The organism is Mycobacterium palustre, assembly GCF_002101785.1.
Lineage (GTDB): Bacteria > Actinomycetota > Actinomycetes > Mycobacteriales > Mycobacteriaceae > Mycobacterium > Mycobacterium palustre.
Genome location: NZ_LQPJ01000024.1, coordinates 59161 through 71909 on the forward strand (window position 1 = coordinate 59161; position 12749 = coordinate 71909).

Sequence of the window (12749 nt, forward strand, 5' to 3'; positions counted from 1 at the left end):
ATCAACACGCAAAACGGGCACCGATCCTTATGACACTCTTAGTACAGCCGATGCAGTCCGCCGCGCCGCTCGGTCCATGTCGGTCCTAGGGGGCGGTCCGTTGACAGCACACCGGTCAGCCGCTTCCAGGCTGCGATTCGACGCTGAATCGACGTAGCACGAGCAGGCCCACCGCTGGACCGGCCGAACGAACCGAGACGAAAAAGACGCACAGGGAGATACAGAACGTGACGATCCACGAGCACGACCGGGTGTCCGCTGACCGCGACGGGACCGGCCCGCACCACGCCCACGCTCTGGTCGACCGTCTGACGGCCGGCGAGCCGTATGCCGTCGCGTTCGGAGGGCAGGGCAGCGCCTGGCTGGAGACCCTCGAGGAGCTGGTGTCGTCGGCCGGCATCGAATCCGAGCTGGCCACCCTGGTCGGAGAGGTGGAGCTGGCGCTCGAGCCGGTGGCAAACGAGCTGGTCGTCGTGCGTCCGATCGGTTTCGAGCCGCTGGCTTGGGTGCGTGCGCTCGCGGCCGAGGATCCGGTCCCGTCGGACAAGCACCTGACGTCGGCCGCGGTGTCGATACCCGGCGTGTTGCTCACCCAGATCGCGGCCGGGCGCGCCCTTTCCCGGCAGGGCATGGATTGGGCCGCGACCCCGCCGGTGGCCGTGGTCGGGCATTCGCAGGGCGTGCTCGCCGTCGAGGCGTTCAAGGCCGGGGGCGCGCGCGACGCGGAGCTGCTGGCGCTGGCCCAGCTGATCGGCGCGGCAGGCACGCTGGTGGCCCGCCGGCGGGGCATCTCGGTGCTCGGCGACCGCCCGCCGATGGTGTCGGTCACCAACGCCGACCCCGAGCGCATCCGCCGGCTCCTCGAGGAGTTCGCGCAGGACGTCCGTACCGTGCTTCCGCCGGTGCTGTCGATCCGCAACGGCCGCCGCTCGGTCGTCATCACCGGCACCCCGGAGCAGCTTTCCCGCTTCGAGCTGTATTGCCAGCAGATCTCGGAGAAGGAAGAAGCCGAGCGTAAGAACAAGATCCGCGGCGGCGACGTGTTTGCCCCGGTCTTCGACCCGGTGCAGGTGGAGGTTGGCTTCCACACGCCGCGGTTGGCCGACGGCATCGACATCGTCGGCGGCTGGGCCGAGAAGATCGGCCTGGACGTCGCGCTGGCCCGCGCACTGACCGAGGCCATCCTGGTTAACGGCGTCGACTGGGTCGAGGAGATCACGGGCGTTCACCAAGCCGGCGCCCGCTGGATCCTCGACCTGGGCCCCGGTGACATCCTGACGCGGCTGACCGCGCCGGTGATCCGCGGCCTGGGCGTCGGCATCGTGCCGGCGGCCACCCGCGGCGGCCAGCGCAACCTCTTCACCGTCGGCGCCACCCCCGAGGTGGCCCGCGCCTGGTCGACGTACGCCCCGACCGTGGTCCGGCTGCCCGACGGCAGGGTCAAGCTTTCGACCAAGTTCACGCGGCTGACCGGGCGCTCGCCGATCCTGCTCGCGGGCATGACCCCGACGACCGTCGACGCCAAGATCGTGGCCGCCGCGGCCAACGCCGGCCACTGGGCCGAGCTCGCGGGCGGCGGGCAGGTCACCGAGGAAATTTTCGCCAGGCGCATCGAGGAGCTGTCCGGTCTGCTCGAGCCCGGCCGCACCTACCAGTTCAACTCGCTGTTCCTCGACCCGTACCTGTGGAAGCTTCAGGTTGGCGGCAAGCGACTGGTGCAGAAGGCGCGTCAGTCCGGCGCGGCGATCGATGGCCTGGTGATCAGCGCCGGCATCCCGGACCTGGAGGAAGCGGTCGAGCTGATCGGCGAGCTCAACGACGTCGGCATACGCCACGTCGTGTTCAAGCCCGGCACCGTCGAGCAGATCCGCTCGGTGATCCGCATCGCGACCGAGGTGCCCACCAAGCCGGTGATCGCCCACATCGAGGGCGGGCGCGCCGGCGGCCACCACTCCTGGGAAGACCTCGACGACTTGCTGCTGGCCACCTACTCCGAGCTGCGGTCGCGACCCAACATCACCGTCTGCGTCGGTGGCGGCATCGGCACCCCCGAGCGGGCGGCCGAATATCTGTCCGGGCGCTGGGCGCAGGCCTACGGATTCCCGCTGATGCCGGTCGACGGCATCCTCGTCGGCACCGCGGCGATGGCGACGCTGGAGTCCACGACCTCGCCGTCGGTCAAGCGGATGCTCGTCGAGACCAACGGCACCGACGACTGGATCAGCGCCGGAAAAGCCAAGGGCGGCATGGCTTCCAGCCGCAGCCAGCTCGGCGCCGACATCCACGAGATCGACAACAGCGCGTCGCGGTGCGGCCGGCTGCTCGACGAGGTCGCCGGCGACGCCGAGGCGGTCGCCGAACGCCGCGACGAGATCATCGCCGCGATGGCCAAGACGGCCAAGCCGTACTTCGGCGACGTCGGTGAGATGACCTACCTGCAGTGGCTGCGGCGCTACATCGAGCTGACCATCGGCGAGGGCAACTCGACCGCCGACACCGCCTCACCCGGCAGCCCGTGGCTGGCCGACACCTGGCGCGACCGGTTCCAGCAGATGCTGCAGCGCGCCGAAGCCCGTTTGCACGCCAAGGAATTCGGCCCGATCGAGACGCTGTTCAACGATGCGGACCTGTTGGAGAGGCCGGACGAGGCCATCGCCACCCTGCTCGCGCACTACCCTGACGCCGAGTCCGTGCTGCTGCACCCGGCCGACGTGCCGTTCTTCGTCACGCTGTGCAAGACGCTGGGCAAGCCGGTCAACTTCGTGCCGGTCCTCGACAAGGACGTGCGCCGCTGGTGGCGCAGCGACTCGCTGTGGCAGGCCCACGACGCCCGCTACGACGCCGACCAGGTGTGCATCATCCCGGGCATCACGGCCGTCGCCGGCATCACCCGGATGGACGAACCCGTCGGCGAGCTGCTGGACCGCTTCGAGCAGGCCGCCATCGACGAGGCCCTCGCCTCGGGCGTGCAGCCCCGAGACGTGACGTCGCGCCGCCGCGGCCGCACCGACGTGACCGGGCCCCTGGCAGTGGTGCTCGACGCCGCGGACGTGCAGTGGGCCGGCCGCACCACCACCAACCCGGTGCATCGCATCGCCGACCCGAGCGACTGGCTGGTGCATGACGGACCCGAAAGCCTGCGCGCCACACACTCTTCCACCGGTGCGCGGCTGGAGGTCAGCGGCGACCCGACCGACCAGCGGGTCGTGCTGCGCGTGCCGGTGTCCGGCGTCTGGGTCGACATCCCGTTCGGTCTGCCGCCCAACACCATGGACGGCGGCATCCCCGTCCTCTCGACCGAAGACGCCACCACCGCCATGCGCGCGGTCCTGGCGATCGCCGCCGGGGTCGACGGCCCGGAGTTCTTGCCCCCCGTCAGCGACGGGACGGCGACCGTGACGGTGGACTGGGACCCCGAGCGGGTCGCCGACCACACCGGGGTCACGGCCACCTTCGGCCAGCCGCTGGCGCCCAGCCTCACCACCGTGCCCGACGCGCTTGTCGGCCCGTGCTGGCCGGCCGTGTTCGCGGCGATCGGTGCGGCCGTCACCGACACCGGTGTCCCCGTGGTCGAGGGCCTGCTGAGCCTGGTGCACCTCGACCACGCCGCCCACGTGGTCGGCAAGCTGCCGAGCGAGCCGGCCCAATTGACCATTGCCGCAACGGCTTCGCGGGCGGTCGACACCGACATGGGCCGGGTGGTCCCGGTCTCGGTGACCATCAGCCTGGCCGGGGACTCCGCGGCCGGAGTCGTTGCGACCCTCGACGAGCGTTTCGCGATCCTCGGCCGCACCGGTGCGGCCGAGCTCGCCGACCCCGTGCGCGCCGGGGGCGCGGTCTCGGAGAATGCCACCGACACGCCGCGGCGCCGCCGCCGCGACGTCACGATCAGCGCACCGGTCGACATGCGCCCCTTCGCGGTGGTGTCCGGGGACCACAACCCCATCCACACCGACCGGGCGGCCGCGCTGCTGGCCGGCCTGGAATCCCCCATCGTGCACGGCATGTGGCTGTCGGCCGCCGCGCAGCACGCGGTGACCGCCACCGACGGTCAGGCCCGTCCGCCGGCCCGGCTGGTCGGCTGGACGGCCCGCTTCCTGGGCATGGTGCGGCCCGGCGACGAGGTCGACTTCCGCGTGGACCGCGTCGGAATCGACCAGGGCGCAGAGGTTTTGGAGGTCGCCGCGCGCGTAGGCTCGGACCTGGTGATGTCGGCGACCGCCCGGCTGGCGTCCCCCAAGACGGTCTACGCGTTCCCCGGCCAGGGCATCCAGCACAAGGGCATGGGCATGGAGGTGCGCGCCCGGTCCAAGGCGGCCCGCAAGGTGTGGGACAGCGCCGACCAGTTCACCCGCGACACCCTGGGCTTCTCGGTCCTGCACGTGGTGCGCGACAACCCGACCAGCATCATCGCCAGCGGCGTGCACTACCACCACCCGGACGGCGTGCTCTACCTGACCCAGTTCACCCAGGTCGCGATGGCCACCGTGGCCGCGGCCCAGGTTGCCGAGATGCGCGAGCAGGGCGCCTTTGTCGAAGGTGCCATCGCGTGCGGCCACTCCGTCGGCGAGTACACCGCCCTGGCCTGCGTGACCGGCATCTACGAGCTGGAAGCCTTGCTGGAGATGGTGTTTCACCGCGGCTCGAAGATGCACGACATCGTGCCGCGCGACGAGCTGGGGCGTTCCAACTACCGGCTGGCGGCCATCCGCCCGTCGCAGATCGACCTGCCCGACGAGGAGGTGCCGGCCTTCGTCGCCGAGATCGCCGAGCGCACAGGCGAATTCCTCGAGATCGTCAACTTCAACCTGCGGGGGTCGCAGTATGCGATCGCCGGCACGGTCCGCGGCCTGGATGCGCTGGAGGCCGAGGTCGAACGTCGCCGCGAAATCACCGGTGGGCGACGCTCGTTCATCCTGGTGCCCGGCATCGATGTGCCGTTCCACTCGCGGGTGCTGCGGGTCGGTGTGGCCGATTTCCGCCGCGCGCTGGAGCGGGTCATGCCGCGCGAGAAGGACCCCGCCATCATCGTCGGCCGCTACATCCCCAACCTGGTGCCGCGCCCGTTCACGCTGGATCGCGACTTCATCCAGGAGATCCGGGATCTGGTGCCCGCCGAGCCGCTCGACGAAATCCTCGCCGACTACGACACCTGGCGCCGGGAGCGGCCGGGTGAGATGGCCCGCAAGGTGTTGATCGAACTGCTGGCCTGGCAGTTCGCCAGCCCGGTGCGCTGGATCGAGACCCAGGACCTGCTGTTCACCGAAGAGGCCGCCGGCGGCCTGGGTGTGGAGCGGTTCGTCGAGATCGGGGTGAAGTCGTCGCCGACCGTCGCCGGCCTGGCCGCCAACACCCTGAAGCTGCCCGAATATGCCCACAGCACAGTGGAAGTGCTCAACGCCGAGCGCGACGCCGCCGTGCTGTTCGCCACCGACACCGACCCCGAGCCGGAACCGGAGGAGGCGGCCGAGCCCGTCGCCGAAGCCGTTTCGGCGGAGGCCGCCGCCGCGGCGCCCGCTCCCGCGCCGGCGCCGGCCGCTCCGTCGGGCACGGCTCGCCCCGACGACATCGCGTTCGACGCCGCCGACGCCACCCTGGCGCTGATCGCGTTGTCGGCCAAGATGCGCATCGACCAGATCGAGGAGCTGGACTCCATCGAGTCGATCACCGACGGCGCGTCGTCGCGGCGCAACCAGCTGCTGGTGGACCTCGGTTCGGAATTGAACCTGGGCGCCATCGACGGCGCCGCCGAGGCCGACCTTGCCGGGCTGCGGTCCCAGGTCACCAAGCTGGCGCGCACCTACAAGCCTTATGGCCCAGTGCTTTCCGACGCCATCAACGACCAGCTGCGCACGGTCCTCGGGCCCTCGGGCAAGCGGCCCGGCGCCATCGCCGAACGGGTCACCAAGACCTGGGAGCTCGGCGACGGCTGGGCCAAGCACGTCACCGTCGAGGTCGCGCTGGGCACCCGCGAGGGCAGCAGCGTCCGCGGGGGTCCGCTGGGGCACCTGCACGAGGGCGCGCTGGCCGACGCCGCGGCCGTCGACAAGCTCATCGACGCCGCGGTCACCTCGGTCGCCGCACGCCGCGGCATCGCCGTGGCGCTCCCGTCGGCGGGCGGTGGCGGCGGCGCCACCATCGACGCCGCGGCGCTCTCCCAATTCACCGACCAGATCACCGGCCGCGACGGCGTGCTGGCATCGGCGGCCCGCCTGGTGCTCAACCAGCTCGGCCTCGACGACCCGGTGAGCGCTTCACCGGCGGCGACCGACGCCGAGCTCATCGACCTGGTCAGCGCCGAATTGGGCGCGGACTGGCCGCGTTTGGTGGCGCCGGTGTTCGACGCCAAGAAGGCCGTGCTGTTCGACGACCGGTGGGCCAGCGCCCGCGAGGACTTGGTCAAGCTGTGGCTGGCCGACGAGGGCGACATCGACGCCCAGTGGTTGCGGTTGTCCGAGAGGTTCGAGGGCGCCGGCCATGTCGTCGCCACCCAGGCCACCTGGTGGCAGGGCAAGGCGCTAGCTGCGGGCCGGCAGATCCATGCGTCGCTGTACGGACGCATCGCCGCGGGCGCCGAAAACCCGGACCCGGGCCCCTACAGCAGCGAAGTCGCCGTGGTGACAGGCGCTTCCAAGGGGTCGATCGCGGCGTCGGTGGTCGCACGGCTGCTCGACGGCGGCGCCACCGTCATCGCGACGACGTCCAAGCTCGACGACGAGCGGCTGGCGTTCTACCGCGGGCTGTACCGCGACCATGCCCGCTACGGCGCCGCGCTGTGGGTTGTCGCGGCCAACATGGCCTCCTACTCCGACATCGACGCGCTGGTCGAGTGGGTCGGCACCGAGCAAACGGAAAGCCTTGGGCCGCAGTCGATTCACATCAAGGACGCGCAGACCCCGACGCTGCTGTTCCCGTTCGCGGCGCCGCGCGTCGCCGGGGACCTCTCCGAGGCCGGTTCGCGCTCGGAGATGGAGATGAAGGTCCTGCTGTGGGCCGTGCAGCGGCTGATCGGCGGCCTGTCGAAGATCGGCGCCGAGCGCGACATCGCGTCGCGGCTGCACGTGGTGCTGCCGGGCTCGCCCAACCGCGGCATGTTCGGCGGCGACGGCGCCTACGGCGAGGCCAAGTCCGCGCTGGACGCGCTGGTGAGCCGCTGGCACGCCGAAACATCCTGGGCGGCAAGGGTTTCTTTGGCCCACGCGCTGATCGGGTGGACTCGGGGCACCGGCCTGATGGGCCACAACGACGCCATCGTCGACGCCGTCGAGGAGGCCGGCGTCACGACCTACTCGACCGACGAGATGGCCGCGATGCTGCTGGGCCTGTGCGACGTGGAGTCCAAGGTGGCCGCGGCCAGCGCGCCGATCAAGGCCGACCTCACCGGCGGGCTCGCCGATGCCAACCTCGACATGGCCGAACTGGCCGCGAAGGCGCGCGAGAAGATGTCGTCGGAGGCGGCGGCCGACGAAGCCGCCGCGGCCGAGGGCACTATCGCCGCGCTGCCGTCCCCGCCGCGCGGGTATCACCCCGCGCCGCCGCCGCAATGGGCCGACCTCGACGTCGACCCGGCCGACCTGGTGGTGATCGTCGGCGGCGCTGAGATCGGCCCCTACGGCTCGTCGCGGACCCGCTTCGAGATGGAGGTCGAGAGCGAGCTGTCGGCGGCCGGCGTCCTGGAGCTGGCCTGGACCACCGGGCTGATCCGCTGGGAGGACGACCCGCAACCGGGTTGGTACGACACGCAATCCGGCGAGCTGGTCGACGAGTCCGAGCTCGTCGAGCGCTACCACGACACCGTGGTGGAGCGCTGCGGCATCCGCGAGTTCGTCGACGACGGCTCGATCGATCCCGACCACGCGTCACCGCTTCTGGTGTCGGTGTTTTTGGACAAGGACTTCGCGTTCGTGGTGTCCTCGGAGGCCGACGCCCGCGCCTTCGTGGAGTTCGACCCCGAACACACGGTGATCCGGCCGATGCCCGACTCGAGCGACTGGCAGGTTATCCGCAAGGCCGGCACCGAGATCCGGGTGCCGCGGAAGAACAAGCTGTCGCGCGTGGTGGGCGGCCAGGTGCCGACCGGGTTCGACCCGACGGTGTGGGGCATCAGCCCCGACATGGCCAGTTCCATCGACCGCCTGGCGGTTTGGAACATCGTGGCTACCGTCGACGCGTTCCTGTCCGCCGGGTTCAGCCCGGCCGAGGTGATGCGCTACGTGCACCCCAGCATGGTGGCCAACACGATGGGCACCGGCATGGGTGGCGGCACCTCGATGCAGACGATGTATCACGGGAACCTGTTGGGCCGTAACAAGCCCAACGACATCTTCCAGGAAGTGCTGCCGAATATCGTTGCGGCGCACGTGGTTCAGTCCTACATCGGCAGCTACGGCGCGATGATCCACCCGGTCGCCGCGTGCGCGACGGCCGCGGTCTCGGTGGAGGAGGGCGTCGACAAGATCCGGCTGGGCAAGGCCGAGATGGTGGTCGCCGGTGGCATCGACGATTTGACGCTGGAAGGCATCATCGGGTTCGGTGACATGGCCGCCACGGCCGACACCGGGATGATGCGCGGCAAGGGGATTCACGATTCGAAGTTCTCCCGGCCCAACGACCGGCGCCGGCTGGGCTTCGTCGAGGCGCAGGGCGGCGGCACCATCCTGCTGGCCCGCGGCGACCTGGCGCTCAAGATGGGCCTGCCGGTGCTGGCGGTGGTCGCCTTCGCGCAGTCGTTCGGCGACGGCGTGCACACCTCGATCCCGGCGCCGGGGCTCGGCGCGCTGGGCGCCGGCCGCGGCGGTAAGGACTCGCCGCTGGCGCGCGCGCTGGCCAAGCTCGGCGTGACCGCCGACGACGTCGCGGTGATCTCCAAGCACGACACCTCGACGCTGGCCAACGATCCCAACGAGACCGAGCTGCACGAGCGGCTGGCCGACTCGCTGGGCCGCTCGCCGGGGGCCCCGCTGTTCGTGGTGTCGCAGAAGAGCCTCACCGGCCACGCCAAGGGCGGCGCGGCGGTCTTCCAGATGATGGGTTTGTGCCAGATACTGCGCGACGGGGTCATTCCGCCCAACCGCAGCCTGGACTGCGTCGACGACGAGCTGGCCGGCTCCGCGCACTTCGTGTGGGTGCGCGAGACCCTGCGCCTCGGCGACAAGTTCCCGCTCAAGGCGGGGCTGCTGACCAGCCTCGGGTTCGGCCACGTGTCGGGGCTGGTCGCGCTGGTGCACCCGCAGGCGTTCATCGCCGCGCTCGACCCCGAGCAGCGCGAGGACTACCAGCGGCGCGCGGAGGCGCGGCTGCTGGCGGGGCAGCGGCGGCTGGTCTCGGCGATCGCCGGCGGCCCGCCGATGTATCAACGGCCACCGGACCGTCGCTTCGACCAGCACGCGCCGGAGAAGCGGCAGGAGGCGGCCATGCTGCTGAATCCCGCCGCCCGGCTGGGTGACGACGAGGCATTTGTCGTATGAGTCCGATCGTCCGTTAGCCTGGCGATCCATGGGCATCGTCGGAGTGGGGATCGACCTTGTCTCCATCCCCGATTTCGCCGAGCAGGTCGACCAGCCGGGAACGGTGTTCTCCGAGACGTTCACGCCGGGGGAGCGCCGCGACGCGTCCGACAAGAGCTCGTCGGCGGCGCGTCACCTGGCCGCCCGCTGGGCCGCCAAGGAGGCGGTGATCAAGGCATGGTCGGGATCGCGGTTCGCCCAGCGGCCCATCCTGCGTGAGGACATCCACCGCGACATCGAGGTGGTCACCGACATGTGGGGTCGGCCGCGGGTGCGGCTGACCGGCGACATCGCCAAGCACCTGGCCGACGTGACGATCCATGTGTCGCTGACGCACGAGGGCGACACCGCCGCCGCGGTCGCCATCTTGGAGACCCCTTGAGCGCGGGCCTCCCCTGGCGAGCGTGCGTGTATGTCCGCGACACGCCGGCCCCAAGTGGCATTCTGCGCACGCTCGCGCGATGAGGGGGAGACATGAGTGAGCTGGTTGGGCGCGTGCGCGAGGTGTTGCCGTCGGTGCGGTGCGACCTCGAGGACCTGGTGCGGATCGACTCGGTGTGGGCCGACCCCGCCCGGCGCGACCGGGTGCGGCGCAGCGCGCAGAAGGTCGCGGACCTGTTGGCGCACGCCGGTTTTCGCGACGTGCGCATCGTCAGCGAGGGCGGGGCGCCCGCGGTCATCGCGCACCACCCGCCGCCCCCGGGAGCGCCCACGGTGCTGCTGTATGCCCATCACGACGTGCAGCCCGAGGGCGACCGCGCCCAGTGGGCGTCGCCGCCGTTCGAGCCCACCGAACGCGACGGCCGCCTCTACGGTCGCGGCAGCGCCGACGACAAGGCTGGCATCGCAACGCATTTGGCGGCGTTCCGGGCCCACGGCGGCCAGCCGCCGGTGGGCGTGACGGTCTTCGTCGAGGGCGAGGAGGAGTCCGGCTCGCCGTCGCTGGGCCGGCTGCTCGCCGCACACCGCGACGCCCTGGCCGCCGACGTGATCGTCATCGCCGACTCGGACAACTGGAGCACCGATACCCCGGCCCTCACGGTGTCGCTGCGCGGCCTGGCCGACTGCGTCGTCGAGGTCGCCACGCTCGATCACGGCCTGCACTCGGGCCTGTGGGGTGGCGTGGTTCCCGACGCGCTGAGCGTGTTGGTGCGGCTGCTGGCCAGCCTGCACGACGACGACGGCAACGTCGCGGTGGCCGGCCTGCACGAAACCGACGTCGCCGCCTTGAATTACCCGGAGTTCCCGGCCGAGCGGGTCCGCGCCGACGCCGGCCTCTTAGACGGGGTCACCCAGATCGGCTCGGGCTCGGTGCCGCAGCGGCTTTGGGCCAAACCCGCGATCACCGTGATCGGCATCGACACCACCTCGATCGCCGCCTCGTCGAACACGCTGATCCCGCGGGCCCGCGCCAAGATCAGCATGCGGGTCGCGCCCGGCGGCGACGCCGCGGCCCACCTCGACGCGCTGACCGAGCACCTGCGGCGGCACGCCCCGTGGGGCGCACAGGTCACCGTCACGCCCGGCGAGCTGGGCCAGCCGTATGCCATCGAGGCGAGCGGCCCCGTCTACGACGCCGCGCGGGCGGCGTTCCGCGAGGCGTGGGGCGTCGAGCCGATCGACATGGGCATGGGCGGGTCGATCCCGTTCATCGCCGAGTTCGCCGCCGCCTTCCCGGATGCCAAGATCCTGGTCACCGGCGTCGAAGACCCCGCCACCCAGGCGCACAGCGTCAACGAGAGCCTGCACCTGGGTGTGCTGGAACGCGCCGCGATCGCCGAGGCGCTGCTGCTGGCCAACCTGGGCTAGACGCGCGGCGCGGTGTCATCGGTTGTTCGGGCGCTGGGTGACGATGTCGTTGTTGCCGGTCTTGTTGATCCGCGGCGCGCCGGAGCGGTAGGTGACGACGTTGTCGTCGCCCATGACGCCGATGGTGTCGGCGCTGTCGATGCTGACTTTGTTTGCGCTGCCCGAGATTTCCAGCCTGCGGCAGTGGCCGGTGACGGTGTAGGTGTTGCTGTCCCCGTCCAGCTTTAGATCTCCGTTGTTGCAGTCGATCGTGTCTTTGGCGCCGCTGTTGATCATGATCATGTTTCCGTGCACGGTGGTCTTGGCGTGATTCGCCATGATCACCCCGATCGCGATCACGGCCGCGACCCCAGACCCCAGGAGCACCCGCCCGGGCGTCGATTTCGCAAGCTGCGCGAGACTTGCAAGCCGCTGCGAGGTCGCCCCCGGTAGCGCGCCGAACGGTCGACCGGGCTGGTCAGGCGGCGTCTGGCTGACTCCGCGCTCCAGGTCGCGGATGTACTGCTCGGGATCGTCCGGGTCCGTCGAATGACCCGCTTCCCCGCGAGGGGTGTTCATGGCTGCTAGTTTGCCGCAGATCGCTTGCGGGATTCTTGTGTCCGCCCGATCAGCGCTTAGACCGACAGGTCGCGGCGCAGTTTGGCGACGTGGCCGGTGGCCTTGACGTTGTACTGGGCCACGGCGATCTTGCCCTTTTCGTCGACCACGAAGGTGGAACGGATCACGCCCCGCACGGTCTTGCCGTACATCTGCTTTTCGCCGTAGGCGCCCCACGCGGTGAGCACCTTGCGGTCGGGATCGGACAGCAGCGGGAACGTCAGGCCCTCGGCGTCGCGGAACTTCGCCAGCTTCTCGGGCTTGTCCGGGGAGATCCCGATGACGTCGAGGCCCGCGTCGTTGAGCTCGTGCAGGTTGTCGCGAAAGTCGCACGCCTGCTTGGTGCATCCGGGGGTGAGGGCCGCGGGGTAGAAGTACACGACGACGCGGCGGCCCCGGTAATCGGCCAGCGACACCTTGTTGCCGTCGGCGTCGGGCAGGGTGAAGGACGGCGCCTTGTCGCCGGGCGCGAGCCGCGTGGTCTCGGTCAACGGTCGGTCCTTTCTGTTCACCGCGGCGTCGGGGTTCTCGCCAGCTGATCTAGGGTAGTTCCTCAGTTGCATCGAGCCGGACCGGGAGGACAGACACGTGGCGGACCGCGACCCCGAGGCCATCAAGCGGGACATCGACGTTGCCCGCGACCAGCTGGCCGAAACCGTCGACTCACTTGCCGAGCGGGCCAATCCGCGCCGGCTGGCCGACGACCTCAAGGCCCGGGCGATCGAGTTTGCCAAAAAGCCCGTCGTTATCGCCTCGCTGGCGGGAATCTCGTCGGTGGTGGTGATCGTGGTCATCCGCAGGATGAGGGGCCGCTGACGGCGACGCGGACGCCGCCGA

At 70.6% G+C, this 12749-nt stretch carries 5 protein-coding genes and 1 pseudogene; 4 read left to right on the forward strand and 2 right to left on the reverse strand.

From position 1 onward, the window contains the following. Positions 1-227 precede the first annotated feature (227 nt). The 3 genes and pseudogenes from AWC19_RS02665 to AWC19_RS02675 all read left to right on the forward strand — a co-directional run bounded on the left by AWC19_RS02665 (position 228) and on the right by AWC19_RS02675 (position 11315). Positions 228-9467 carry a type I polyketide synthase gene (locus tag AWC19_RS02665; RefSeq protein WP_085076553.1) on the forward strand — a complete coding sequence of 3080 codons (9240 nt, stop codon included), beginning with the start codon at positions 228-230 and terminating at the stop codon, positions 9465-9467. A gap of 28 nt (positions 9468-9495) precedes the next feature. Then, a complete protein-coding gene (gene acpS / locus AWC19_RS02670; RefSeq protein WP_085076554.1) occupies positions 9496-9888 on the forward strand; it encodes a holo-ACP synthase AcpS in 393 nt (130 codons plus the stop codon). Positions 9889-9918: 30 nt separating this feature from the next. Further along, positions 9919-11315 (forward strand): annotated as a pseudogene (locus AWC19_RS02675) (M20/M25/M40 family metallo-hydrolase). Between the two features lie 15 nt (positions 11316-11330). Here the strand turns inward: AWC19_RS02675 and AWC19_RS02680 are convergent. Together AWC19_RS02680 and bcp are read right to left on the reverse strand one after the other, a co-directional pair. After that, complete coding sequence (locus tag AWC19_RS02680) at positions 11331-11873, reverse strand: DUF3060 domain-containing protein (RefSeq protein WP_085076556.1); 543 nt, start codon at positions 11871-11873, stop codon at positions 11331-11333. 56 nt (positions 11874-11929) lie between these two features. Then, complete coding sequence (gene bcp / locus AWC19_RS02685; protein ID WP_085076557.1) at positions 11930-12403, reverse strand: thioredoxin-dependent thiol peroxidase; 474 nt, start codon at positions 12401-12403, stop codon at positions 11930-11932. Between the two features lie 97 nt (positions 12404-12500). Here bcp and AWC19_RS02690 point away from each other — a divergent pair, with 97 nt between their 5' ends. Beyond that, on the forward strand, positions 12501-12728 hold the full coding sequence (locus tag AWC19_RS02690; protein WP_085076558.1) for a DUF3618 domain-containing protein: 228 nt from the start codon (positions 12501-12503) through the stop codon (positions 12726-12728). Positions 12729-12749 lie beyond the last annotated feature (21 nt).

What these genes read in the sequence shown, in the direction of transcription:
- acpS (WP_085076554.1), top strand. Translation starts at nt 9,496, where the DNA reads ATGGGCATCGTCGGAGTGGGGATCGACCTTGTCTCCATCCCCGATTTC.
- AWC19_RS02680 (WP_085076556.1), bottom strand. Translation starts at nt 11,873, where the DNA reads ATGAACACCCCTCGCGGGGAAGCGGGTCATTCGACGGACCCGGACGAT.